The 24856-nt window shown below is 63.7% G+C and carries 24 protein-coding genes; 19 read left to right on the top strand and 5 right to left on the bottom strand.

Annotation, left to right across the window (positions count from 1 at the left end):
* Positions 1–105: 105 nt before the first annotated feature.
* The gene (locus tag BM083_RS04670; protein ID WP_089866386.1) at positions 106–1386 is read left to right on the top strand and encodes an aryl-sulfate sulfotransferase; all 1281 of its coding nucleotides are present in this window, start codon (positions 106–108) and stop codon (positions 1384–1386) included.
* 73 nt (positions 1387–1459) lie between these two features.
* Positions 1460–2434, top strand: coding sequence for a peptidoglycan hydrolase (locus BM083_RS04665; protein ID WP_089866382.1), 975 nt, complete (start codon positions 1460–1462; stop codon positions 2432–2434).
* 14 nt (positions 2435–2448) lie between these two features.
* Here BM083_RS04665 and BM083_RS04660 read toward each other — a convergent pair whose 3' ends face one another.
* Positions 2449–3447, bottom strand: coding sequence for a zinc-binding dehydrogenase (locus BM083_RS04660; RefSeq protein ID WP_089866378.1), 999 nt, complete (start codon positions 3445–3447; stop codon positions 2449–2451).
* Between the two features lie 99 nt (positions 3448–3546).
* Entirely contained in the window at positions 3547–4770 is a 1224-nt protein-coding gene (locus tag BM083_RS04655) for an ABC transporter substrate-binding protein (RefSeq protein ID WP_177197576.1), read from the bottom strand.
* A gap of 154 nt (positions 4771–4924) precedes the next feature.
* Between BM083_RS04655 and BM083_RS04650 the strand changes: the two genes are divergently transcribed.
* The 4 genes from BM083_RS04650 (at position 4925) to BM083_RS04635 (ending at position 7586) form a co-directional block, all read left to right on the top strand.
* Entirely contained in the window at positions 4925–5482 is a 558-nt protein-coding gene (locus BM083_RS04650) for an NUDIX hydrolase (RefSeq protein ID WP_089866369.1), read from the top strand.
* 77 nt (positions 5483–5559) lie between these two features.
* Positions 5560–6324: a CPBP family intramembrane glutamic endopeptidase gene (locus BM083_RS04645; RefSeq protein WP_089866365.1), complete on the top strand. Its 765-nt coding sequence runs from the start codon at positions 5560–5562 to the stop codon at positions 6322–6324.
* Positions 6325–6326: 2 nt separating this feature from the next.
* Positions 6327–7193, top strand: a complete 867-nt coding sequence (locus tag BM083_RS04640) for an alpha/beta fold hydrolase (RefSeq protein ID WP_089866361.1) — start codon at positions 6327–6329, stop codon at positions 7191–7193.
* A 54-nt stretch (positions 7194–7247) separates the two neighbouring features.
* Positions 7248–7586 (top strand): DUF6176 family protein, encoded by a 339-nt coding sequence (locus BM083_RS04635; protein WP_089866358.1) that lies wholly within the window; start codon positions 7248–7250, stop codon positions 7584–7586.
* A 52-nt stretch (positions 7587–7638) separates the two neighbouring features.
* Here the strand turns inward: BM083_RS04635 and BM083_RS04630 are convergent, their stop codons facing one another.
* The gene (locus tag BM083_RS04630) at positions 7639–8493 is read right to left on the bottom strand and encodes a hypothetical protein (protein ID WP_089866353.1); all 855 of its coding nucleotides are present in this window, start codon (positions 8491–8493) and stop codon (positions 7639–7641) included.
* Between the two features lie 131 nt (positions 8494–8624).
* On the opposite strand from BM083_RS04630, the gene BM083_RS04625 reads away from it, so the two are divergent.
* The 4 genes from BM083_RS04625 to BM083_RS04610 all read left to right on the top strand — a co-directional run bounded on the left by BM083_RS04625 (position 8625) and on the right by BM083_RS04610 (position 14206).
* On the top strand, positions 8625–10139 hold the full coding sequence (locus BM083_RS04625; protein ID WP_089866350.1) for an alpha,alpha-trehalose-phosphate synthase (UDP-forming): 1515 nt from the start codon (positions 8625–8627) through the stop codon (positions 10137–10139).
* Positions 10136–10975, top strand: a complete 840-nt coding sequence (gene otsB / locus BM083_RS04620) for a trehalose-phosphatase (RefSeq protein WP_089866346.1) — start codon at positions 10136–10138, stop codon at positions 10973–10975. Before BM083_RS04625 ends, otsB begins: the two co-directional genes overlap by 4 nt.
* 101 nt (positions 10976–11076) lie before the next feature.
* The gene (gene tgtA, locus BM083_RS04615) at positions 11077–12627 is read left to right on the top strand and encodes a tRNA guanosine(15) transglycosylase TgtA (RefSeq protein ID WP_089866342.1); all 1551 of its coding nucleotides are present in this window, start codon (positions 11077–11079) and stop codon (positions 12625–12627) included.
* 70 nt (positions 12628–12697) lie between these two features.
* A complete protein-coding gene (locus tag BM083_RS04610; protein WP_089866339.1) occupies positions 12698–14206 on the top strand; it encodes an ATP-binding response regulator in 1509 nt (502 codons plus the stop codon).
* Between the two features lie 66 nt (positions 14207–14272).
* Here BM083_RS04610 and BM083_RS04605 read toward each other — a convergent pair whose 3' ends face one another.
* Positions 14273–14743 (bottom strand): pyridoxamine 5'-phosphate oxidase family protein, encoded by a 471-nt coding sequence (locus BM083_RS04605; RefSeq protein WP_089866336.1) that lies wholly within the window; start codon positions 14741–14743, stop codon positions 14273–14275.
* 55 nt (positions 14744–14798) lie between these two features.
* Complete coding sequence (locus BM083_RS04600) at positions 14799–16157, bottom strand: outer membrane protein assembly factor BamB family protein (RefSeq protein ID WP_089866333.1); 1359 nt, start codon at positions 16155–16157, stop codon at positions 14799–14801.
* 90 nt (positions 16158–16247) lie between these two features.
* Here BM083_RS04600 and arcS point away from each other — a divergent pair, with 90 nt between their 5' ends.
* From arcS to BM083_RS04555, 9 genes are all read left to right on the top strand, one after another.
* The gene (arcS, locus tag BM083_RS04595; protein WP_089866329.1) at positions 16248–18005 is read left to right on the top strand and encodes an archaeosine synthase subunit alpha; all 1758 of its coding nucleotides are present in this window, start codon (positions 16248–16250) and stop codon (positions 18003–18005) included.
* Positions 18006–18104: 99 nt separating this feature from the next.
* Positions 18105–19670 (top strand): hypothetical protein, encoded by a 1566-nt coding sequence (locus BM083_RS04590; protein WP_089866324.1) that lies wholly within the window; start codon positions 18105–18107, stop codon positions 19668–19670.
* A 211-nt stretch (positions 19671–19881) separates the two neighbouring features.
* A complete protein-coding gene (locus BM083_RS04585) occupies positions 19882–20721 on the top strand; it encodes an alpha/beta hydrolase (protein WP_245756848.1) in 840 nt (279 codons plus the stop codon).
* Positions 20722–20786: 65 nt separating this feature from the next.
* Positions 20787–21947 (top strand): MFS transporter, encoded by a 1161-nt coding sequence (locus BM083_RS04580; protein ID WP_089866321.1) that lies wholly within the window; start codon positions 20787–20789, stop codon positions 21945–21947.
* 101 nt (positions 21948–22048) lie between these two features.
* The gene (locus BM083_RS04575) at positions 22049–22435 is read left to right on the top strand and encodes a DUF7971 family protein (protein ID WP_089868363.1); all 387 of its coding nucleotides are present in this window, start codon (positions 22049–22051) and stop codon (positions 22433–22435) included.
* 303 nt (positions 22436–22738) lie between these two features.
* Positions 22739–23665, top strand: coding sequence for a hypothetical protein (locus BM083_RS04570; protein WP_089866317.1), 927 nt, complete (start codon positions 22739–22741; stop codon positions 23663–23665).
* Between the two features lie 50 nt (positions 23666–23715).
* Entirely contained in the window at positions 23716–23994 is a 279-nt protein-coding gene (locus BM083_RS04565; RefSeq protein WP_089866314.1) for a ubiquitin-like small modifier protein 1, read from the top strand.
* Entirely contained in the window at positions 23994–24260 is a 267-nt protein-coding gene (locus BM083_RS04560) for a MoaD-like domain-containing protein (protein WP_009375857.1), read from the top strand. The genes BM083_RS04565 and BM083_RS04560 overlap by 1 nt, the downstream gene beginning before the upstream one ends.
* Position 24261: 1 nt before the next feature.
* On the top strand, positions 24262–24633 hold the full coding sequence (locus BM083_RS04555; RefSeq protein ID WP_089866311.1) for a DUF8048 family protein: 372 nt from the start codon (positions 24262–24264) through the stop codon (positions 24631–24633).
* Positions 24634–24856: the final 223 nt, after the last annotated feature.

Below are 24856 nucleotides of genomic sequence, written 5' to 3'. Positions count from 1 at the left end.
ATTGGAGGGGCCGGTGCCGAGACTGCCGGGAGACACTGTGCGGAGATTGCGCTCGCTTTCCGAAAGCTTATCCACGCTACTCGGTACCATTCAGTCGACAAATCGATGGTTTCGAGAGACACTGTAGGGACGGCGTTGGCTGGTGGTGGCGTCGCCCTCTTCGTGGTGATGCTCCTCGTCAGCGCGGCGCTGGCACCGAATCTCGGGTCGGCGACTGGTACCGACGGGTCGAGAGAGACACTCGTCGGGTCACAAGGTGGTGGGCCGGGACTCCACGACTACGGGAGCGTCTATCTCGTCACGGGCAACGAGACGACGTGGCGACTGGCCGACGCCGACAGCTACTTCGACGTGACCCAACTGGAGAACGGCAGCGTGATGGCCGGGTTCATGGACAGCGGCTACACCGACTGTGAACCCTACGACTCGCCGTGTGTCCGCACCGGGTTCCGCATCATCCAGCCCGGACCGGACCCCGAAGTGCTCTCCGAGTACAGTTTCCCCGTCCGTACGCGCGGTAACAGCGAGGTCCACGACGTGGAGAAACTCCCCTCCGGCGAGTACCTCATGACCGACATGGACGCCGAGCGTATCTTCACGGTCGAAGACGGCGAGGTGACGTGGCAGTGGAACGCCAGCAGTTTCTACGAGGCCCCGCCAGACCCGACACGAACCGACTGGCTTCACATCAACGACGTCGACCGAATCGGCGAGAACCGATATCTTGTCTCGGTACGCAACGCGAACCAACTGCTCGTCGTCGAACGTGGCGAGGGGAAGTACGACTCGCAGGTCGTCGAGGTCGTCAACGCGGACCCGACGCCAGAGGAAGGGCCGCGCCGCGGCGACCCCGACGTGCTGGAGAAGCAACACAACCCGCAGTGGTTGGACGACGGGGCGGTGCTCGTCGCCGACAGCGAGAACGGTCGTGTCGTCGAACTCCACCGCTCGAACGAGTCCGGCGAGTGGGAAGTCGCGTGGTCGCTCTCGGAGGCCGATGGCGTCTCACTTCGCTGGCCGCGAGATGCCGACCGCCTCGACAACGGCAACACGCTCGTCACCGACTCGCTGAACAGTCGCATCGTCGAGGTCAACGAATCCGGTGAGACGGTCTGGAGCTACCGGACGCCCCGTGTTCCCTACGAAGCAGAACGCCTTCCCGAGGGCGAGACGGTCGGAGGGCAGCGATACGACGTCGACGAGAACGCAGACGAGTTGAACGAGATTCCCGTCCTCTCGTTGCTGTTGCGCGCGGCCAAGAGTAGCTATCCGCTTCCGTTCTGGCTCTCTGAGATACACGTCCTCTTGACGCTCGTCTCGTTCGGGATGGTTCTGAGCGGTGGGACGCTGTATCTGAGCGAGTTCGTTCGTCGCCGTCGAGCCTGACGACATTATCTCACTAATTTTAGGACAAAATTTAAATTCATCAAGCACCCGTCGTTACTCGGTGTTTCAGTTCATGAGACAGAGTCCCTCTCGACGGACGTTTCTGACAGCGGTAGGAACAGCGGCGACGACTCTCGCGGTACCGACCCTCACGAGTGAGCGGGCGGCCGCGAGCGACGGTGGCGACTTCGCGTGGCCAATCACGGGTACCATCACGTCGACGTACTACGACACCCGAGACGGCGGGACGCGGACGCACCGCGGTATCGACGCCGACCGGTACACCGGCGACCCAATCTACGCCGCTCGCGCGGGAACCGTCTCGACGGCGAGTTACACGAGCGGTTACGGCTATCGCGTCGTCATCGACCACGAATCGGGGTACCAGAGTCGGTACGCTCACTGCCAGTCCGACCTGAAGGTGTCCGTCGGCGACACCGTCGAGAAACACGAGCACATCGCCGACATCGGGTCGAGCGGCGGCGACTACGCCGCACACGTCCACTTCGACATCAAACGCGACGGCGAGTACCAGTACATCCCCGGCGAGTACTACGACTCCATCAGCCACACGGACGCGATTCCGAAGGACTTCCCGGGGTTGAGCGGAAGCGGCGGTGACGGCGGCACCGCGTACAGTTGGCCGACCTACGCCGACGGCGACTCGGGCGAGTCGGTGTACTCCATCCAGTACCTCCTCGAAGACCACGGCTACGCCCTCGACTACCACGACGGTATCTACGGGTCGGAAGTCGAGACGGCCGTCGAGGAGTTCCAAGCGAGTCGGGGACTCGCCGTCGACGGCGTCGTCGGACCGAACACTTGGGAGTCGCTGTACGTCCCCGTCCTCTCCGCGAGCGAGGACCCCTACTGGGCGACCTACGGCGCGCAACACCACCTCCGGGACGGCGAAGGCTACAGTATCAGCGTCGACGGCTACTACGGGTCCGAGACGAAGAGCGCAGTCGAGAGTTTCCAGAGTAGCGCCGGACTCGCCGTCGACGGGAAAGTCGGCCACGACACGTGGCAGGCGCTCGTCGACATCTGAAGCCGTCTCCGCGACTATTCGTTGACCAACAGCAGTTTTCCGACGAAGTCGCCTTCCTCACCGACGCGGTGGGCCTCCGACACCTCGTCGAAACCGAACTGCTGGTCGATGTGTGGCTCTATCGCTCCGTCGTCGACGAGGGCCGCGATGTCGGCGAGTTCCTCGCCGATTCGCTCCTGTCGCTCCCTGAGGATGACCGGGAGGATGACGAGGACGACACCGAGGTCCAGCGAGTTCGCGTGCATCGCCGAGACGTCCTGCGTCGAACTCGACTCGGTCGTGACGACGCTCCCGAACGGGCGAACCGCCTCGAACGACGTCTGGAGGTGGTCGTCGCCGACCGGGTCGAAGACGGTGTCGAATCCGGTCCCGTCGGTGTACGTCTCGACGTACTCCTCGACGTCGGTGGCGGTGTAGTCGACGGTTGCGTCCGCACCGAGTGCGCTCGCCAGCGAACGCTTTCGCTCGTTCGACCCCGTCGCGATGACGTTCCCGCCGAGCCATCGAGCGAGTTGGACGCCGACGTGACCGACGCCGCCGCTCGCGCCGTAGACGAGGACGTCGTCGTCGATATCCACCGCACCCTTGTCGGTGAGCATCTCCCACGCGGTGAGCGCGACCACGGGGAGTGCGGCGGCCTCTTCGAGCGGGAGTCGCTCGGGTGCGTGCGCGAACGTCCCCGCGTGGCCGACGACGAAGTCGGCCAGTGCACCCTGCCGGCCCGCACCGCCGGGCATCCCGTACACCTCGTCGCCGGGTTCGAACTGCTCGACGTCGTCGCCGACGGCGTCGACGACGCCCGAGACGTCACAGTGGAGCGTCGCGGGGAACTCGGGTGCGAAGTCCGGCAGGTCACCGCGTCGAATCTTGTAGTCGACCGGGTTGAGACTCGTCGCCGTCACGGAGACGCGAATCTCGTCGGCCGCGGGTTCGGGAACCTCGACCGTCTCCTCGGTGAAGACGTCCGGGTCGCCGTGCTCTTCGATGACGTAGGCGCTCATCTCCGATGACATCTCACCTCCCTGTTCGGCCACGACGGGTCAAAACCTGACGTCACCGGCGACCCGCGACGGGTGTCGAAGGGTTCTCGGTGGTGGACGAAACCCGTCGAGTTAGTCCGAGAACTCCCCAGCCACGACGTCGGCGACGCGCTGGCGGTCGAACAACTGCTCGTCGCTCGTCACCTCGCCGAAGACGTCCGGGTAGAGCTGTTTCGCCGCTCGCTCGGTCAGGAAGAGGTTGTGAATCGGTCCCTGAAACAGGTAGCCGCCGCGGTAGACGCGGCCGTTCTGGACGGCGGTGAGTTCGCTCCCGACCGGGTGGTCCTGCATGAACGCGAGGACGGTGTCGCGGAACTCGGTCGCGGACTTCCGCTCGTGGGCGCGGAGCATGACGACGTCGGGGTCGATTTCGAGCATCGTCTCGTAGTCGATGCGTCCGCGGTCGGTGGTGCTGATGCCGTGGATACCCGTTCCGGCGAGTGCGTCGCTGACGCCCAAGTCGCGCCACTGTTTCTTGCTGGTTCCCTGGTCGTTGAGGCGGTACGGTGAGAACTCCTCGGGTTCGTCGCTCCCCTCGTAGACGAGCAACACGTTCGGACGCTCGTCCGCCGGCGGGAGTTTCGTCTGAATGTCCGCGATGAACTCGTCGTGAAGTTCCTCGAACGCCTCGTAGCGCGCCCGCTCTTGAAGCACCTCGGCGACCGTCTCGAACGCCTCGTAGAGCGTGTAGTAACGGTAGTCGTGCCACACGTCTTCGCGGCGGAAGATGAGGTTCCCGACGAACGGCCCGACGTTCGTCGCAATCTCCTCTATATCCCCCTCGCTCCAATCGAACCAGTTGACGAGCATCTGTGGGTCCATGAGGTGGACGTCGTTGTCGAGTTCGTAGAAAATCTCCTTGGACATATCCGCGTTGCCCAAGTCGTTGGCTTCGAGCGTACTTCGGTCGACGCTCACGCCGGGTAACTCGTCGTAGACGCCCGTGTAGTAGCGACCCGCACCGCCGATACCCGTCATCGCGTCAGCCTTCCCGAGTGCGACGCCCATGTCGGCGTAGCCACCGTCGTAGGCGACCCACGTCTCGGGAACCGACTCGAAGGTGACGTCGCCGACCGGTTCCATCGAGACGGTGTAGCTCCCGTCTTCGGTCTGCACCGGTTCGGTCGTCGTCGACGTCGCTGCCGACGTCGTCTCGGTGGCGCCCGTCGGTGTGCCCTCCGACTCTGCACTCTCCGTACATCCGGCGAGTAATCCACCGACGACGACGCCGCTCCCGTACTTCAGATAGTCTCGCCGCGTCGGTACCGTCTCGTCTCCAGTATCTCTGACCACGATTTTAGGCTCGCCTAAACATACATAGCTCCATCGAATTTTAGGCGGGCCTAAAACCGGCGAGGGTCTCCGAGGAGAGATTCCACGGCGGTGCGCAGAACCGGCACACGCGGGCACCAACCGGGCTGTTTTTGCCTGCTCGCGCGGACGTCGGACCATGAACGACGACGACCTCACGTGGGAGACGACGGCGACGGACATCGACTACAGTTGTCCCGGGTTCGACGTCCGGAAGGACGACGTACGCCTCCCCGACGGGACGGAGACGGACTACCACTACGTCGACGAACCGCCCGCAGTCGTGGTGCTGCCGTTCACGCCCGACGGCGACGTGGTCGTCATAGAGGAGTGGCGGCAGGCGGTCGGACGGGTCAACCGCGGACTCCCGGCGGGGACGAGCGAACCGGAGGACGACGACCTGGCCGCCGCCGCCTATCGCGAACTCACCGAGGAGACGGGGTACGAAGCGGCCGACGTGGAACCACTCACGACGGCCGAACCGGCCAACGGCATCAGCAACACCGTCCACCACTACTTCGTCGCGCGCGGGTGTGAACCGACGGGTGAACAGGAACTCGACTTCAACGAGAGCATTCGCGTCGACACGACAGACTACGACCGTCTCCTGAGCGACGTCGTCGACGGCGGGAGAGACGGCGTCGTCGACGGCCGGACGGCCATCGGTGTGTTGCAGTACGAACTCGCCGAGCGCTGACTGCTGACCCTGATCACCGACCGACGGTCGTTCGTCCAGACGGAACCGATTTGACGGCGGCGGCCTTGGAGACACGTATGTCGAACATCACGCAGTCGTCCAAACTGCGCGCCCTCGGCGTCGGCGTCGGTGCTGGACTCGCAGGGATTCTCGTCTCGCTGGTCCTCGTCTTCGCTGTCGTCTTGGGGATTCGGTTCCTGGGGATACAGCTCTCGGCGGTGGCGACCATCCTCCTCGCACTGTTTCTCAACCAGTACGTCTCTTTCGGCGGTGTCGCATTCGCCTATCTCCGAATTCGCGGACTGTCGCTCGACTATATCGGCGTCCGGATACCGTCGCTGCGTGACCTCCTCGTCGTCTTCGGTGGGTTCCTCGCCGCGTTCGGTCTCGTCATCGTCGCGAGCATCGTGATACAGGCGCTCGGAACGCAGACGGCACCGAACTCCACGGCGCAGATGGCACAGGAGACGCCTGAAATCCTCCTCGTGCTCATCCCGGCGTCGTTCCTCATCATCGGCCCCGGTGAGGAGATTCTGTTCCGCGGTATCGTCCAGCGACGACTCCGCGAGGCGTTCAGCCCCGCACCGGCAATCGTCATCGCCGCGGCGCTCTTCGCAGCGATTCACTTCCTCGCGCTCTCGGGGCCTTCTGCCGCTCGGTTGAACACCATCGCTATCCTGTTCCTCCCGAGTCTCGTCTTCGGTGTGACGTACGAGTACACGGACAACATCGTCGTCCCGGCGCTCATCCACGGCGCGTACGACGCGATGCTGTTCTCGTTGCTCTACATCGTCATCACGTACGGCCCAAGTATTGAACCGTCTGCGGCGGTGCTTCTCTGACGATGACTGCAACGTATCCACCCAACACTGTGGACAACGACGACGCGCGGACACTCGATGACGTTCCGCTGCACACGGACGTGTACGGTGAAGCGAACGGGAACGAGGAGACACTCGTCCTCGTCCACGGTGGGTGGCTCTCGGGGTCGATGTGGGGTCCACAGATAGACCACTTCGCCGACGACTACCGCGTCGTCGTCGTCGACTTACGCGGCCACGGCGAGACTGGTGCGACGGACAAACGCGACTACACCATCGACCTCTTCGCCGACGACCTTCGGCGCTGTCTCTCCGAACTCGGCGTCGACCAACCGATCATCTGTGGCCTCTCGCTCGGCGGACTCGTCGCCCAGACGTTCGCCACGAATTATCCCGACGAACTCTCCGGACTGGTTCTCGCAGACACCGTCGAGTCGCTGCCACCCGTTCCGATGACGAATCTACAGAAGCAGTTCATGTTCCCGAAGGTCTCGCTCTATCCCACCTTCCGCATGCTCGGGTCCGGCGCGTCCTTCCGGTTGCTCCTCCAGAGCGTCAGAGCCATCGAAGGCTCCTACTGGCTCGCACTCGACGACGACGTGCGCGACTACGCCTTCTCGGAAGTCGACAGCTTCCCGATTCGGGAGTTCATCAAGGTGTTCGACGCACTCTACGAAGCGGACCCGAAAGACGCCGACCACATCACCGCGCCGACACTCGTGCTCTACGGTGACCACGAGGCGAAAGCCGTCGTCGCTCAGAACAAACGACTGGTCCGGTCCATCGACGACTCGACGACGAGTGTCATCCCCGATTCAGGCCATCTCTCGAATCTCGACAATCCGGACGTGTTCAACCGGACCGTCGAGACGTTCCTCGACCGACTCTGACTGTAGAGCTGTCTGGTCGGCTACCTTTTCTCTCTCTCGTGTAGATTCAGCTCTATGGTCGACGTCGTCTTGACGAAACAACGAATCGAACCCAGTGAGACCGACCGACTCCGCGAGTGGTGTACCGAGATTCGAGAGCGCGAAACGGAGGCACTGGCGACGCTCAGAGACGAAGGGATGCGCGAGGAGGCGGCGTTCGTCGAGAGCGACGACGAGGGTGACTATCTCGTCTACTTCATGAAAGCCGACGACATCGACGCCGTCTACGAGGCGTTCGAAGAGTCCGACCACGCTATCGACGAGGCGCACAAAGCGGTCATGCGCGACGTGCTGGTCTCGGGAGAGAACGTCGCTGAGTACGAGTTACTGTATCACCTGACGACGTCGAAGTAGGTCGAAGAAGAAGTTCTGTATAAACCGATAGTTGCGATAGCAAACGTGTCGTTCAGTTCCCTGCGTTCGTCCACCACCGTTCGGACAGTGCCTCGGCGTCGGTCAGGGCGACGCTGAACGACCGGTCGGCCGACGCCGTCTTCTTCCAGTAGTAGCCGTACTTCTTCTCCGTGTACACGACGTCGGAGTAGTACGTTCCGTCGAGTGTCTCGCAGTCGGCGGGCGCGTTCAGCAGAATCCAGTTGTGTCGAGCGCCGGGGAGTACCGACTCACCCGTTCCCGTCGAGAACACCCACCCGAACTTCGACTTGCCCGGTCCGAACATCGTGACCGTCGGGTGGAGTTGCGTGTACGTCGTCTGCCACTCCGCACTGCCGACGCTCGCTTGCACCTCGGCGAACTTCAGCGACGGTTGGAGCGTGTACTTTCGCGTCACTTGCTCACTTCCGTACACGTCCTGTGGACAGAGGTCCATCGCGTCGACGTCGTCCGATTCGTCGAGTTCGATGCCGAACTCGACACGGGAGTACCGTCTGTCGTTCTTGAACGGATAGATGTCTATCGGGAAGTACAACAGGTAGAACGCGCGTTCCGTTGCGTCTTCGAATAGTTCTGGATGTGGGACACGCCAGACGGACCGCCGACCGGGATAGATTTCGACACCCTCCTCGTACGTGCGGCGGACCCGTGGGGCAGTCTGGTCCGAGTGTCGCGAGTCGGGAAGGTAGATGGGAGACTGCTCAGATTTCCCGTCCACGTCGAACTCGGGGCCGTCGCCGCCGAATCCACGGACGTCGTCGTCGGTCGTCTCGAACCAGTCGTCTATCGTCGTCGAGTAGTACTCGAAGCGCTCGTCGACGTCGCCGGTATCAAGGTGGTCGTCGGACAGATTCCACTCGAATGCCATAGCCAGTACACGTCGTCTGAGAGCATAAATCAGAAAGACAGAGTGACCATTCACACATCTTCTTTCATTCGGGTTGGCCCGTATCCATTTGTGTGATTGCCACGTAACCTCTCCTAACTGAGTTCACCGAAATGGTAACAAACACGGACATTTCCACAGATATCGAATCAGCTCTCGGCGGAGACTCACTTCTCGTCGTCTCGAATCGGCAACCGTACAAACACAGCTACGACGACGACGGAACGATCACCGTCGACCGCCCTGCTGGTGGACTGACGGCCGGTATCGACCCCGTCATGCAGAAGACCGACGGGACGTGGGTCGCGTGGGGCGACGGCGACGCCGACGAAGAGATAGTGGACGAGGACGACTGTGTTCGGGTTCCCCCCGAATCCGAGGCGTACACGCTCAAACGAGTGTGGCTCACCGAAGAAGAGGTCGAAGATTACTACTACGGCTACAGCAACCAAGTTCTCTGGCCCGTCTGCCACGGCGGGATGTGGAAGACGAAGTTCGCAAACGAGTTTTGGACCACGTATCGCGACGTCAACGAGACGTTCGCCGACGCAGTCGTCGAACAGTACGACGATGACTCGCTCATCTGGTTCCAAGATTACCACTTCGGACTCGCTCCTCGGATGGTGCGAGAGGAACTCCCCGAGGCGTTCCTCATGCACTTCTGGCACATCCCGTGGCCGTCGTGGGACAGTGTCCGGTCGCTACCGAACCACGAAGAGGTACTCGACGGACTGCTCGGCAACGACCTCCTCGGGTTCCACACCGACTCGTACTGCGAGAACTTTCTCCACTGCGTCGACGAAGCGTTCGAGACGGCGTTCGTCGACTTGGACGGAAAGAAGGTTCGTTACGACGGCCACACCACCTACGTGGAGTCGTTCCCACTGAGCGTCGACTTCGACGACATCGCCTCGAAGAGCGCCGAGGCCGACGACGAGTGGTGGGGCGAGTTCCGAGACTCGTACGGCATCGGCGACGGCGTCCAAGTCGCCGTCGGCATCGACCGTCTCGACTACACCAAAGGGATTCCGGAGCGACTCGACGCCCTCGCGCGACTGTGGGAGGAACACCCCGAGTGGCGCGGCGAACTCACGTTCTTCCAGAAGGGAAGTCCGAGTCGCTCGCGTATCTCCGACTACAAAGAACTACAGGAGGAAGTCGAGGAAGCCGTCGCCAGAATCAACCGTCGCTTCGGGACCGACGACTGGCAACCAGTCATCTACACCGAAGAGATGCTCTCCGAGACAGACCTGTACGGTCTGTGTCGACACAGCGACGTGGCGCTCGTGAGTCCGCTCCGCGACGGGATGAATCTCGTCGCCAAGGAGTACGTCGCCGCCCAACACGACGAAGACGGCGTCCTGATTCTCTCGAATCAGGCGGGCGCACACGAGGAGTTCGGTGACGACGCGGTGACCATCAACCCCCGCGATATCGACGAGTTCGTGGAGCAACTTCAGTACGCGCTGACGATGGAGGACGACGAACGGGGCGAACGGATGCGTCGACTACGAGACACAGTCGAGGAGTACGACCTCTTCGCGTGGTTGGAGGACAGCCTCACCACTGCCCGCGATGTGAAACGACAGCGGGACGCCGAGGCGTCAGAGAACTCCCAGACACGATGAGCGACGACTCCACTTCCGCGGACACACGCGAGTCCGACCTTCGAGAGCTCCAACAGACTGTCGCCGGGCGACTGGAGGACGCGAAGGGTCTCCTGCTCTGTACCGACTTCGACGGAACTCTCACCGGTATCGTCGCCGACCCGGACGCACCGGAGATGCGCCCGCAGAACCGGACCTCGCTCGACCGACTCCACGCTCGTCCGAACGTCGCCGTCGCCGTCGTCAGCGGTCGCGCACTCGACGACCTTCGAGCGCGCGTCGGCCTCGAAAACGTCTCCTACGCCGGAAACCACGGTCTCGAACTCGCCTACCGGGGCGAGACGACCGTCCACCCCGTCGCCGAGAAGCAAGCCTCGGAGATTCGAACCGCCTGCGAGGCGATAACGCAACGCGTCGGCCACATCGACGGCTGTTTCGTCGAGAACAAAGGCGTCACCGCGACGGTCCACCATCGGCAGGCCGACCTGAACGACACACCGGAGATTCGGCGGGCCGTCGAGGACGTCGTCGACGAACTCGCACCGGACCGTATCGAGGTGTCGACGGGAAAAGCCGTCATCGAACTCGCTCCCGCCGTCCCGTGGGACAAAGGACAGGCGGTCTCGTTCTTCAAATCGGACGTTCCGAAGACGTGGACGACGATGTACCTCGGCGACGACACCACGGACGAACACGCCTTCCGGGCCATCGAACCGGCAGGCGTCAGTATCCACGTCGGCGACGACGACGAGACGGCCGCCGTCTATCGGACGCCCGACCCCGACACCGTCGAACGGTTCCTCCAGTGGCTGGCCGACGAAGGTGTAGAGCATCTCGGGTCGTCGACAGCAGTCTGAGAAGCGACTGCTTCGGTGCCGGTCGAACGTAACGCTTCGCCCGGCCGCTCCAGTGCCGGCCGAACGTAACTCTTACCGCCGGCGACTGGAAACTCAGCCCCATGCGCGATTGCTTCGAGGTACGCGACGGCGACGTGGGCGGCCGTATCGGCCAACTCACCGTCCCTCGTGCCGGCGTCACCGTCGAGACACCGGCACTGCTGCCCGTCGTCAACCCGAACCTGCAGACAATCTCACCCGCCCGACTCGAATCCGAGTTCGGCGCGGAGATTCTCATCACGAACTCCTACATCATCCGCCAGACCGAGCGCCTCCACGAGCGGGCGCTCGACGTCGGCCTCCACGAGATGCTCGACTTCTCGGGAGCCATCATGACCGACTCCGGGTCGTTCCAACTCGCCGAGTACGGCGAAATCGAAGTCACGACGGAGGAGATTATCCAGTTCCAGTTGGACATCGGCTCCGACATCGGCACGCCCGTCGACATTCCGACGCCGCCGGACGTCTCCCGCGAACAGGCCGAGGGAGACCTCGAAGTCACACAGGAGGCGCTCGCCGACGCCGAAGCCATCGACACCGGCGACATGCTCGTCAACGCGCCCGTCCAGGGGTCGACCTATCCGGACCTCCGAGAGGAGGCAGGCCGCCACGCCGCGACGACGGACCTCGACGTGTTCCCCGTCGGTGCCGTCGTCCCGCTGATGAACGCCTACCGCTACGACGACATGGTCGACGTCGTCGCCGGTGCGAAACGCGGACTCGGGGCGGACTGTCCGGTGCATCTCTTCGGCGCGGGCCACCCGATGATGTTCGCACTCGCCGTCGCCATGGGCTGTGACCTGTTCGACTCCGCCGCATACGCGCTCTACGCGCGCGACGGACGATATCTGACCGTCCAGAGCACCGAACATCTGGAAGAACTCGACTACTTCCCCTGCTCGTGTCCGGTCTGTGCGGAGCACACCCCCGAGGACGTCCGCGGGTTCGACGAAGAGACGACGGAACGCCTGCTCGCCGAGCACAACCTCCACGTCACCTTCGAGGAGATTCGCCGCATCAAGCAGGCGATTCGCGCAGGCAACCTCCTCGAACTCGTCGAGACGCGCGCTCGCGGGCATCCGGCGATGCTCGACGGCTACCGCGCGCTACTCGAACACGCCGACCAACTCGAACGCGAGGACCGCGTCTCCAAGGGCTCGTTCTTCTATCTCTCGAACGAGAGCGCCCGCCGACCCGAAGTCCTGCGCCACCACGAGCGACTGGATCGACTCTCCATCTCCGGCGACGTGCTACTCACACAGGGCGGCACACCGAAGGAACACGACTACGACGCCGTCTGGCGGGTCGTCCCGCCGTTCGGGCCGTTCCCGCGTGCACTCTCGGAGACGTACCCGCTCACCGCGGAGGTTCCGGAGCGTATCGACACGGACGCCTATCTCGCCGCTGCCGACGGCGTCGCTCGCCTCGTCGACGCGAACCCCGACGTGACGTTCACCTTCGCGCACGACGACTGGCCCGACGTGGCGCTGTCGGCGCTTCCCGAGAGCGTCGCGCTGGACGACCTCACGAGTGCAGGTCACGCCGACGCTGATTCCGATACTGACGACGAGGAGTCTGACGAAATGAGCGAGACGGGCGTCGAAAACGTCTAGCGACACACGAGAGACCGTCTGTCTCCGGTGTGCGACAATTTATATCGCTTCGCCAGAATGTTTGTAAGAGATGACTCGGCAGTTCCGGGTGCTCGTCGTCGACGCCGACACAGACACCCTCACCCGAACCACCTCAGCCCTCCAGCAGGCCGACGAGTTCTCCGTCCTCACCGCATCCGACACCGACGCCGCACTCGACCGACTCGACGAGACCACAGACTCATCTATCGATTGTATCGTCACCGAGCACCGACCACCGAGTGTCGACGCGTTCGCCCTCGCGGACGTAGTCCGGAAAGACGAGACCACGTCAGTCGTCTTCTTCACCGCTCACGGCGACGAACAGTTGGCCGGGGACGCACTCGCCGCCGGCGTCGACGGCTACCTCCCGAATACTGGCACCGAAGACGACTACGACCGACTCCGCGCTCGCGTATCCGACGCCGTCGAAACTCGCTCGCGACAGACCGCCCGAGCGGACCGGTTCGAACACTACCGGGCAATCGTCGAGACGATGCTCGACGGTGCACACATCATCGACGAGACGGGCGAGCGCGTCTACTTCAACAGTCGAAGCTCTGTCGTCCACGACATGGACACCGACCGCCTCGAGTCGGACGCACCCGACGTGTTCGTCGAGATGGGCATCATGTCGCAGTCGGAGTTGGACCACTATCAGACCATGACCCGAGAGATTCTCGACGGTGAGCGCGAGACGGCGCGCGTCGAGATGACGTTGGCACTCCCGAACGACGGGGAGCGAACCGTCGAAGTGAGACTGACGCGACTCGACGAGGACCGACTCTCTGGTGTCGTCGGGACGACACGGGACATCACCGAGCGGGTGGCAGCGGAGCAGGAACTCGCCGCCCGTAACGAGCAACTCACCAACCTCGCACGGTTCTTCTCGCACGACCTGCGCAACCCGCTGAACGTCGCCACCGGGTACGCCGAACTCGCACGGCAGACCGGCGCAGACGAACACTTCGACCGACTCGACGACGCACTCGACCGGATGGACGGCCTCGTCGACGACGTCCTGACGCTGACCACCCAACGGTCGACGAACCTCGACCGAACCCCTCTCTCGCTCGCCTCGCTCGTACGGCGGGCGTGGGAGACAGTCGAGACGGGCGACGCAGCGCTCGTCGTCGAAACCGACCGAACCGTACACGCCGACGAAGGGCTGATTCGGAGATTGTTCGAGAACCTGTTTCGGAACTCGGTGGAGCATGGCTCCACGGGCAGTCGGACGCAGTCCGACGACTCGGTCGAGCACGGTGCTCCGAGTACGACGGTGACCGTTCGCGACGTCGGCGATGGGGTAGCCATCGACGACGACGGAGACGGCTTTCCGGAGGACCACGAAGGACTTCTCGACCTCGGTGTCTCCGGCAACGGGGGAACCGGACTGGGACTCGCCATCGTCGCTGAGAACGCCAACGCGCACGGATGGAACGTCGTGCTCGAAGAGAGCCCCAACGGCGGTGCTCGGGGTCGTCTCGACTTCACGGAGGACGACGGTGTCGAGGCGTTGCCACCGACCAACGAGTCGTCGGAGTCGGTCGCGAGTCGGTGACTCGGCCGGCGTCTCCGCCGAATCTGCACTTTCGCGCTGCGCTGTCCACATCGCGGCGGACGACTCTCAGTCGCTCTCGAAGTCGCGCATTCGCTCGCTGAAGTCCCAACTGTAGAGCTTCTCGGGGGAGATTCGGATGCGGACTTCCGCTCTATCGGGGGAGAGCAACGACTCGGCGAGCGAACTGTCGGTGCCGCCGAGATAGCGGTTCAGCAGGCGCTTCAACTGCGCTTTGTCGTGGTCGGGGCCGAGTGAGGCCGTCCCGCGGCCACGGACGCCGCGGTATGGCGGGTCGTTCGTCGATACCTCGAAGGCCACGTCAGCCGTCGACCGGAGGAACTCGACGATGTCGGCATCCGCTCCTGTCGCACACCGGAACTCGCCGTCGGCGTACTCGTACCACAGCGACAACATCCAGAGGTCGTCGCTGGGCGTCCGACAGGAGACCCGAATCGGCACGGTCGTCTCGGTGAGAAACTGCTCGACCTCGTCGGGGGACCAGACGCCCGAGAACTCGACCGTATCCTGCGGTTCCATGTTACTGCTACGAGTGGCGGACCCAAAAATCCACCAGACCGGGTAGCTGAATCGGTCACTCCCCGCCGAACGCCTGCAAGCCACGGTTCGTCGGGACGACGACAGTACTGTCGGTGACGATGGGGGTCGCTCGGAGCGTCGGGATTCCGGCCAGTTCGACGGACTCCAGTCTATCGCCATCGTCGAAGCCGAGTTGGACGAGTCGCCAGCGGTCACTCTGGTAGTCGAGTTCGGTAGCGTACACGCGGCTTCCTGCCGCAACCGGGCGTGAGAGACGTACCTCGCCGGCCGGGTGGTCGGGGGTGTACGTCCACTGAACCTCACCCGTTTCGGCGTCGAGTGCTTTCATCCGGTCGGAGTAATCGCTGTACACTCGCTCACGGAGTACAAGTAGTTCGCCTATGACAACGCCGACTTCCAGCGTCGGGAGGGCGTACTCTTTGTCTCCCTCAGTTCCGCCGGGGAGATAGTGGGTCGTCTCGTGTGTCCACAGTCTCTCTCCATCTGCCGGGGACAGCGCCGCGAAGATGCCGTCGAACCCTGAGACGTAGAGTCGGTCTTCGGCAGCGGAGAGACGGACTGTGCCAGTGTCGAACGTCGTTCGCCACGCCACCTCGCGAGTCGTTCGCTCGACACCGACCACTGCGTCACCCCACTCGGCGAACGCCGCGAACCCGTCGGCAAAGACGGGCGACGAGAGGTCATCTGTTGGCAACGACATCCGACGACACTCGTCTCCAGTCTGCGGATGGAGAAGTTGGACAAACGTTCGGTCACCGCTCGGTCCGACACCTTCGACGAGGCTGTAGACGTGGCCGTCGAAGACGGTCAGTTCGGGGGCGTATCGGGCGTCACTCTCCAAGAGCGCGTTCAGCCTCGGCGACCGTTGCCAGCGAATCGACCCGTCGCTCATCGCGAGTGCAGCAACCACGTCCGTGCCGTCTACCTCTCGAATCGTGTAGAGACTGTCGCCGAGGGCGACGACTGGCGGGAACCGGTCGAAGTAGTCCGGTGCGAGTCGCTGTCGCCAGCGTTCCTCTCCCGTCTGCAAGTCGTAGGCGCGAAGCATCTGTACCGCATCGTCGCCGCCGAAGTCCGGCGCGAAGCAGACGAAGACGAGGCCGTTGGCGGCGACGGGTTGGCCGATAGCACCCTTCTCCGTCTCGGCGTGCCATCGCTCGGTAAGCGACTCGTCCGGCGCGCTCTCGGCGGGTGCAGCACCCGTTCGATTGGCGTCGTAGCCTGGATAGGGCCACTCCGTCGGTACCGACGTGAGCGGTGCGGGGTCGCAGTCGGCGTCGCGGAGTGGATTTCGTTGTGGGTCGTCGCGGACGGCGTAGCCGTAGCCACCGAGTGCACCGAGACCACCAGAAGCGGCGAGCGCGAGCAGTCGGCGTCGAGACGTGGAGGGCATCGTCGGGAAGATGGACTCGTCCGTCAAGAATCCACACACTCTCGACCCGACAAGGGAAGATAATTCACCCTCCGTCGCCCAGTCCTCGACATGACCGACTATTTCGAGGTTCTCTCGCGGGACGGGGCGGCCCGCATCGGCGAACTCCGCCTCTCGTCGCCGGTGACGACGCCGGCGCTCGCCGACGACCACGTCGAAGACGCCGGCAGTCTCTGGAGCGAAGAGCGCGAGGTTCCGGAGGGTGACGACTCGGTACTGACCGTCCTGCCGCACCGCGCCTTCCCGGCCGGAACCGCAGACGAAGTGAAAGAGTCGTTCCGCGTCGACTACCCGGAGACGGACTACCCGAGCGTCGCCGTCGTCGCCAGCGACGACGCACACGACGCTGGCACCGACGCCTACATCCTCTCGGACGCGCAGGGGTTCGTCGGCCACGCGTCGGCGTTCAAAGACGCGATTATCGAGGCGAAGGAGTCCCTTCCCGCCGACACCGCGCTCTACCTCTCGGGTGTGGCGACGTCGTTGAACGTGGCGACGCTCGTCTACGCCGGTGTGGACCTCGTCGACGCCAAGTTGGCGAAGGTGAAGGGTCTCGAAGGGATGTACCTCACGAGCGAGAACGAGTACTTCCTCGAAGACTTAGACGAACTCCCCTGCTCGTGTCCGGCGTGTCAGACCCCGCGCGAGGAGTTCACGCGCCGCGACTGCGCAGAGCACAACGCCAACGCGCTCCGAACCGAACTCGCCGTGGTCCGTCGACGCATCCGCGACGGCCGACTGCGCGACTACATCGAGGGGCAGGCGCGTCACGACCAGTGGCTGACCGCCGCCTTCCGCGAACTCGACCAGCAGTACGGCTACGTCGAGGAGCGCACGCCCGTCATCCGCGATTCGGAACTTGCCGCCGCGACGTCGGATTCGATTCGCCGCGTCGAGATTCAGCGCTTCGCCGAGCGCGTGACGACGCGATACCAGAACCGATTCAAGAACCCGCTCGTCCTCGTCCCGTGTTCGGCGAAGAAACCCTACAGCGAGTCACAGAGCCACGCGCAGTACCACGACGCCATCCAGTTCCGCGCCCACACCGTCTCGATGACGTCGCCCATCGGCGTCGTGCCGCAGGAACTGGAACTCACCTACCCCGCCCAGCACTACGACTCGGTCGTGACCGGTGAGTGGTCGGAAGACGAGAAGAGGTTCGTCGCCGAAGTACTCAAGCGATATCTCCAGCGTAACGAGTACCCACGCGTCATCGCGCACGTTCCCGAAGACGGCTACCGCGACATCTGTGAGCGCGTCGAAGCCGAGTTAGGCATGGAGTTCGAGTACACCGTCGACGAGCACCCGACGACGACGGAGTCCATCGGTAACCTCATGCGAACCCTCGAAGGGGAACTGAAGTTCACGAAGCGAGAGCGGGAGTACAACACCATCAAAGCCATCGCCGACTACCAGTTCGGCGACGGCGCGGGCGACGCACTCTGGGAGGACAGCGAGATTCAGACCACCTCGCGCTACCCGAAACTCCAAGTCCGCGACACCGAGGGCGAGCAACTCGCGGCGATGGTGCCGCAGTACGGCGTGCTCTCCTTCACGTTGAAAGGCGCAAAACACTGGGTGGAGAGCGACGCCCCGACGAAGCGCGTCGAGATAGACAACTTCGCCCCGCACGGGTCGGTGCTCGCACCCGGTGTCGTCGACGCCGACGCCGACATCCGCACCGGCGACGAAGTCGTCATCGAGGGGCCGAAGGCGTTCGCCGTGGGTCGCGCGGAGATGTCCGGCCCGGAGATGACCGAGTCGACGCGAGGCGTCGCCGCCGAAGTGCGCCACGTCGAAGAGAAGTAAACGGTCCACTCGAAGCACCACCTTCGTACTACTTAATACGACACTAACAGAATTTACACCGTTTATAATATTCCGGCTCTCCAGAATAGCCCCTCGTGTATGTCTGACGACATCAACCGGCGTAGTACACTGAAGCTTCTCGGTGCTGCAGCGGGCACACTGAGTCTCTCTGGTATCGCCGCATCGAGAACGCGCACGAACGGGTCACACTTCGCGGACGTTTCGGACGACCAGATTACCGAATGGCGACGCACGTACGACTTCGGCGGGAACGACGTCGCAACCGACGTCGTCCACACCAGTGGCGGCTACGTCTTCGCCGGGTCGACGGCCACGGAATCGAGCGGGAGCGACGCGTATCTCGCCGCGGTGAACGACGCCGGCGAAGTGCAGTGGCGCACGACGTTCGACGGCGACGGTGTCCAGAAAATCCACGGACTACTCAAAGCCAGCGTCGGCTACATCCTCTGTGGAGAGGGAGACAGCGGCGGAGTGGTCATCAAAGCCGACGACGAAGGGACCGAACAGTGGCGAACGAACCTCGGCACCGAGATCGCCGACATCACGCAGAGTATCAACGGCGGGTACGCAGTCGTGGGCCTCCAGATGGACTCGGATGCGGACGTCTACCCGATGCTGGCGAAACTCACGATGGACGGGGACGTCGAGTGGACGAAGAACTACCGGACGGACGTTGGCCCGAGTTACTTCAACGCAGTCGTCGCGACGCGCGACGCTGGCTACGCACTCGCCGGGTACCTGGACCTCAACGGAAACTGGACCGTGAAGACGGACAGCGAGGGGAACGAAGAGTGGAGCACCGCGCCCCGAGAAGGTGAGGCCGAAGACGTCTATCTCACCGCAGACGGCGACATCCTCAGCACCGGCAGCGTCGTCGGCAGCGGCGGGTTCTCACCGTACCTCACCCGGTACGCGCTGGACGGAACGGTTCGGTTCACGACGCAGTACGACGCTATCGACGCCGACAGTGCGAGCGCCGTCACCGAACTCACGAACGACGACTTCGTCCTCTCGACGGACGAGTTCGGCCTCCTCCAGACGGACAGTGAGGGGGTAAAACAGCGGTTCGAAGACTACGACGGCGAGGCACACGCACTCGTCAGCCTGTACGACGAGAGCGTCGTCATCGCCGGAACGACGGGCGGCGACGATGCCGACGCAGTACTGGCGAAGACGCGTACGCTCGTCGACAGCGGCAGTGAAGACGGCGACGACCAGCGACAGAACGCGACCGAAATCGAATCCGGCGAGCAGGTGACCGACACGCTCACCGGAACCTACGACCAAGACTGGTACACGTTCCCCGTCGAACAGGGAGAGACGGTCAGTATCGACTGGAGTCTCACCTCGCCCGAGGACGCGACGCTGAACTACGACTACAGGCTCCGGACGCCGAGCGGCGAGTCGACTGGCGACGTCGAAGAGTACGCGGGCGAACCCGGACAGTACTACATCTACATCCGACCGGACGACGCCGACATCGCGCCGGACCCGGAGGAACACCAGTACCAGTTCACCGTCACGGTGGCGTCGCAGACCGACGGGGACGACGGAACCGAAGGCGGAGATGAGAGCAACGGAAGCGACGGAAGCGACGGAAGCGACGGAGACGGCGGCGTCGACGTCGACGAAGACGAGTGTTAGGTCGTTCTCCGTGACGTAACACTCGCGTCGCCTCTCTCGATAGCCGCAACCGACTCGGCCGTGACGTGCGACTGCATCGAGAGTAGCGCACGTCGAACCCTTGTTCGCGGCGGGGCGCTCCTCACTGACAGTAACCGAGTGCGTCGAAGCGTGACGCCAAGGAGAGCCACCGAACAGTTGTTAGTCGTACGGGAACGCTATTAGCTCGGACATGAACCGGTGGAAACGAGGAGTAGTCGTCGTGGTCGTGGTGTTGGTTCTCGCGAGCAGTGGTGTCGCGCTCTACTTCTCGATGCCGTATCACGGGTCGTCGTCGATTCAACAGGTCGTAGACGACCCCAGCGTGACCGTGACAACCGAAGACGGAGTCCACGTTCTCGCTCCAGCGAACGCCGACTCGACCGTCGGAGTCGTCTTCTATCCTGGTGCGCGTGTCGCTCCGGACGCCTACTACAGCACGTTCGCACCGGTGGTGAGACAGGCGAACGTCACGGTGTTCGTCCCGGAGATGCCACTCAACCTTGCACTTCTCGACGCCGACGCCGCTGGGAGCGTTCGGTCGCAGCATCCCAGTATTCGGACGTGGTTCGTCGGAGGCCATTCACTCGGTGGTGTCGCTGCCTGTCAGTACGCTGATTCGAACGACGTGCAGGGTCTCGTCTTGTTCGCCTCCTACTGCAACGACGACGTGAGCGACGAGTCGTTCGCCGTCCTCAGCGTCACCGGGAGTGCAGATACCGTCCTCAACCGAGAGAGCTACCAGAAGGCGACGACTCGACTCCCCCCGGATTCGACGACCCACGAAGTGCAAGGGATGAACCACACCCAGTTCGGTTCGTATCGCGGCCAACGCGGTGATTCGCCTGCGCCACTCTCATACGACGAAGCGCATCGGCGACTCGGCGACGTGCTCGTCCCGTGGCTGACGTCTCACGCGACATCCGCCGTTGGTGGCGACGACTCGCCTCTGGAACTGACATCCGCTTCGACGAAGTCGAACCCGGCGGCGACTGCTGACTCGCGAACTGTTTTGACTCCCTCTCGTCTGTGAGCCAGTATGGTTTCGGAGTGTGACGTGGACGCGGTTGGTCGGGACGCAATTCGAGAGGCCACGCAGTGAGCGCACCGCGCGGCCTCCGCCTCGCCCCACATCTCGTCGTCGCGAGCGTCGGCTACGTTCTCTTCGCCTACGCCGCCGTCCCCGGCGTGCTCATGGACGAGTTGGGCGTCGGGTTCGCCGCCTTCGGCCTGTTGATGAGCGCGGCACTCGGCGCGTTCGTCGTCGCGCAAGCGCCGACGAGTCGCCTCCTCGACCGGCGCGGTGCGACGGAGTTGTTGCTCTACGGGACGCTGGTCCACGCCGTCCTCGCCGTCGCCCTCGACTTCGCGACGACGTTCGGGACGCTCCTCGCGCTTCGGTTCCTCTGGGGTCTCACCGGCGGGTTCGTCCTCAGCGTCGGCGCGACGCAGATTTCGCGACTCGCGACGGGCGGGACGGCGACCCGCGAACAGGGCATCTACGGCGGGATGCTCACGCTCGGCGGCGCAATCGGCTTCCTCGCGGCACCGACGCTCGTCACCGTGCCCGTCGGATTGAACGCCCTCGGCGGCGTGCTGGCACTTCCCGGACTCGCCCTCTTGTGGCGTCACCGATCGACCGACGCGACGAGTCCGACTGCGGACCCGGCCGCGACGGACAGCGTTCGGCGCGTCCTCACGCATCCGACCGTCGTCGTCGCCTCGCTGTGCTACGTCGCGGTCATCGCCTCCTACATCACGCTGTCGACGTTCATCACGGCGTACTACGCCGACATCGGCGTCGTCGGTCCGCTGAACGCCGCCGTCCTGCTGATGGCGACGCTGGGACGAGCGTTCGGCGGCACCATCGTCTGGTCGTGGCCCGTCGGCGACGAGGGACTCCTCGCCGGGTCGACGGCGGTGGGTGCTGTTGGATTCGGTGTGCTCGCACTCGGGTCCGGGTCGGCGCTGCTGCTCGCCTTGCCGCTCGTGGCGATGGTCGCCGTCTCGCTCCCCTTCGGCGCGACGTACGCACTCGCCACGAGGGAGACGGACAGAGAAGGGACGGCCATCGCGACGATGGTCGCCGCCGGCAACGTCGCCGCGCTGGTGGTCCCCGCCCTCACGGGTGCACTCCGAGACGCGATGGGGAGTTACACGGGCGGCTTTCTCGTCCTCGCCGCCCTGAACCTCGTCGCACTCGCCGGTGTCGCGGTACTCGTCGTGCCACGGTGGTCGCTGACGGAAGCGAGCGTCTGAACTGCGGCGAACGAACACTCGAACTGCTTCGGTGTCCGAACACCGTCTCTCGCGACGTCGCCTCCCACGGCTTTTTACTCGGGCGGACCAATCTCGCGGACATGGACGACATCTCACTCGGCGTTCCCCGACCGATTCTGGACTCGCTACCGGAAGGCAGCGAAGCCACAGAGCAGGATATGATGCGAGCGGTCGAGGGTATCGAAGCGAGTCTCAACCGCGCCATCGAGCAGGCTGACGACGAGGGTGAGGCCGTCGGTGCCGTCGCCGACGCACTCGAACATCTCGAATCGAACTTCGAGACGTACGACGAGTTCGTCCCCGAACTCCGCGCGTGGGGGCAGTCACCCATCTACGCCATCGCGTGGCGGAACCTCTACGCCGACCTCGTCGCACAACTCTACGAAGTCGACTGGCTGGCAGACCGCCTCGACCGTGAGCGAAACGCCCGTCTCGTCGAGGACGGGATTCGATTCGGCAAGCGCTGAGTCCGCGTACAGTACGCGCTTCGCGTCTCGTTTTCCGTTCTCGTATTGCTGTTCTCACTCCGTTCTCGTGTGTCCGTTCTCACTGGTCGATCCTCGACTCAGTTCTCGACGTCGATTCTCGCTTCTCGATGCTGTACGCCGAGAGCGACGTACTCCGTGCGGCGGCAGTGAGACGAGCAGTCGGACTCATTTTATTCTCGACTGTTCGAGGGCGAGAACAACAGCTATATGATAGGCGTCCAACCGGTTCGTACGGCCCGTTCTCGCGGTAATCGACGTACCGCGGGACGCCAACTCAGGTCAATGGCACACGCATTCGATATCCGACGCACGATGTTCGCCGCCCTCGTGGTCCTCGCTGTCCTCCTCCCCGGTGGTGTCGTCACAGCGGAACCGACCGCCGACGTGGCCGACGCCGACGTACGATTGGACTCCCGACAGACCGCTTGGCAGGGACAGACGCTCTCGTTCGACGGCGCGACGGCCGTCGAAGCGGCGGCCGACGCCGGTCTCAGGCAGGTCGCAGAGAGCGACCGCAGCTTTACGCTCTACACCGTCCGCGAAGACGACACGCTCGGACAGGTCGTCGACACAGTGACACTCGACCCGAGCGGAACGGCCGTCATCGACACCACGCCACTCGACGGGCGGTACGTCCTCGTCTACGAGGAGCGCGTCGTCCACGTCGACGACGGACGGGGGTCGCTCGGTGAGAGCGCCTCCACGGCGAACCTATCGGCGGCCGGATGGACCGTCACGACGGACGACGACGACGTGACCACGCAGTTCGACGACCAAACCGCCGACGGAACGGTGGCTCTCGACCAGCACACGGACGCACAGTTCGCTGGACAGGTGGACCTCCCGGCGGGAACCGAAATCACCCTCCGACTCCACAACGACGGCCCACGGCCCGTACTGTTCTCGGTGCAGACGACGCTCGGAGCGGGTGGTCGGTTCGACGAACGACTCGACCTCTCTGCGGTACGCAGTGGGACGGTGCTGAACGTCTCGGTGTCGCTCAACGAGACGACGTTGGCGACGGCCACTGCCGTCGTCGGCGGGGACGACTCGGCCTCGGAGATGTCACAGGTGGCGAGCGCGACGAGACAGACGGACGAGACGATACGCTCGCGCACGCAAACGACGATTCCCGGGTTCGGTATCACCGTGGGGTCCGTCGCACTCGTCGCGTCGATGCTCGCGCTCTCGGTCCGCGAGAGACGCTGACGGCGCACACCTCCGCGTATCTTTTTACCCGAGCGGACGCATCAGACGGTATGCGACTGGAACTGCGGTTCTTTGCGACCTTTCGCGAAGCGGTCGGCACGAAGACCATAGAGCGAGAGTACGAGGACGGAGCGCTCGTCGGCGACGTGCTCGGTGCACTCGAAGACGAGTTCGACGGGCTTGAGGGACAGATTCTCCAGAACGGGGGGCTCAAACCCCAGATAAACGTCCTGAAGAACGGCCGCGAGGTGCTCCACATGGCCGGTGTCGAGACGGAACTCGAAGACGGCGACACGTTGAGTGTCTTCCCGCCCGTCGCAGGTGGCTGATGACCGACACCGTCACCCGCGAGAAGGCCTTCCGTGGCATCTCTCAGCGACTCGCCATCCACTACCTCGAAAACCTCGGCGGCGAGCAGGTGGGCGACGACACGGTCACGGGCGACGACTGGGAGGCGTCGCTGTCGAACGAGAAGGTGAGCATCGGTCCGACCGTCTCGCTCACGGAGGTCACCGTCGTCTTTCAGGGCGACGAAGCGACGCTGGAACCGCTCATCGAACAGTTCTCGCAGAAGGCGATGCGCGCCGGAGGATGACGTGGAGGAGACCACCGAGATTCCCATCGAGGGACAGATTCTCGTCTTGACGGCGGCGAAGGCGAGCGTTCCACCGAAGGCGCTCCCCTACCTCCTCCGTCGGGTACAGGCCGACCTCGCCCCCCGACTCGACGACTACTACCAGGCGTTCGAACTCGTCGACGAAGACAGCGAGCGAGCGACGTTTCTCGTCTCGCGCGACCACTGGCGGACCATCGGCGACAGACTCGGCTTCGACCGCCGCGAGACCGACGCCGTCGAACGCGCACACACCGAACAGCTTCGACGAGTCGCTTCGCGTCTCGACCGTCGTGACGAGTTCGAGACCGCACTGGAGATTCGGTCTGCGGTCGTCGTCGGTGTCAACGAGTAGTCATGTCAAACGTCGACCGACCGCGGTACCGTCTATAAACGAATTGTGGCCGGACTTTCCGGCGCGCTTCGCTTACGTGACTTTCTCGATATGGTGAAATATTCTCGAAGTGGCTCTTCCCCTCCTCTGACAGATTATAAAATTGTACAGAGTGTACAAACAGAATCGAATTCGAGAAATTTTATCTGACACGGAGAAAGTCGTCTCCCTATCTCGGTTTTGT

The organism is Halogranum rubrum (genome assembly GCF_900114455.1).
GTDB classification, from domain to species: Archaea; Halobacteriota; Halobacteria; order Halobacteriales; family Haloferacaceae; genus Halogranum; species Halogranum rubrum.
Note: the sequence above shows the minus strand (reverse complement) of the source record. Positions and strands in the feature narration are given on the sequence as shown.

Coding starts and splice junctions, on each gene's coding strand:
- BM083_RS04670 (WP_089866386.1), top strand. CDS start 106: ATGGTTTCGAGAGACACTGTAGGGACGGCGTTGGCTGGTGGTGGCGTC.
- BM083_RS04665 (WP_089866382.1), top strand. CDS start 1,460: ATGAGACAGAGTCCCTCTCGACGGACGTTTCTGACAGCGGTAGGAACA.
- BM083_RS04660 (WP_089866378.1), bottom strand. CDS start 3,447: ATGTCATCGGAGATGAGCGCCTACGTCATCGAAGAGCACGGCGACCCG.
- BM083_RS04650 (WP_089866369.1), top strand. CDS start 4,925: ATGAACGACGACGACCTCACGTGGGAGACGACGGCGACGGACATCGAC.
- BM083_RS04645 (WP_089866365.1), top strand. CDS start 5,560: ATGTCGAACATCACGCAGTCGTCCAAACTGCGCGCCCTCGGCGTCGGC.
- BM083_RS04640 (WP_089866361.1), top strand. CDS start 6,327: ATGACTGCAACGTATCCACCCAACACTGTGGACAACGACGACGCGCGG.
- BM083_RS04635 (WP_089866358.1), top strand. CDS start 7,248: ATGGTCGACGTCGTCTTGACGAAACAACGAATCGAACCCAGTGAGACC.
- BM083_RS04630 (WP_089866353.1), bottom strand. CDS start 8,493: ATGGCATTCGAGTGGAATCTGTCCGACGACCACCTTGATACCGGCGAC.
- BM083_RS04625 (WP_089866350.1), top strand. CDS start 8,625: ATGGTAACAAACACGGACATTTCCACAGATATCGAATCAGCTCTCGGC.
- otsB (WP_089866346.1), top strand. CDS start 10,136: ATGAGCGACGACTCCACTTCCGCGGACACACGCGAGTCCGACCTTCGA.
- tgtA (WP_089866342.1), top strand. CDS start 11,077: ATGCGCGATTGCTTCGAGGTACGCGACGGCGACGTGGGCGGCCGTATC.
- BM083_RS04610 (WP_089866339.1), top strand. CDS start 12,698: ATGACTCGGCAGTTCCGGGTGCTCGTCGTCGACGCCGACACAGACACC.
- BM083_RS04605 (WP_089866336.1), bottom strand. CDS start 14,743: ATGGAACCGCAGGATACGGTCGAGTTCTCGGGCGTCTGGTCCCCCGAC.
- BM083_RS04600 (WP_089866333.1), bottom strand. CDS start 16,157: ATGCCCTCCACGTCTCGACGCCGACTGCTCGCGCTCGCCGCTTCTGGT.
- arcS (WP_089866329.1), top strand. CDS start 16,248: ATGACCGACTATTTCGAGGTTCTCTCGCGGGACGGGGCGGCCCGCATC.
- BM083_RS04590 (WP_089866324.1), top strand. CDS start 18,105: ATGTCTGACGACATCAACCGGCGTAGTACACTGAAGCTTCTCGGTGCT.
- BM083_RS04585 (WP_245756848.1), top strand. CDS start 19,882: ATGAACCGGTGGAAACGAGGAGTAGTCGTCGTGGTCGTGGTGTTGGTT.
- BM083_RS04575 (WP_089868363.1), top strand. CDS start 22,049: ATGGACGACATCTCACTCGGCGTTCCCCGACCGATTCTGGACTCGCTA.
- BM083_RS04570 (WP_089866317.1), top strand. CDS start 22,739: ATGGCACACGCATTCGATATCCGACGCACGATGTTCGCCGCCCTCGTG.
- BM083_RS04565 (WP_089866314.1), top strand. CDS start 23,716: ATGCGACTGGAACTGCGGTTCTTTGCGACCTTTCGCGAAGCGGTCGGC.
- BM083_RS04560 (WP_009375857.1), top strand. CDS start 23,994: ATGACCGACACCGTCACCCGCGAGAAGGCCTTCCGTGGCATCTCTCAG.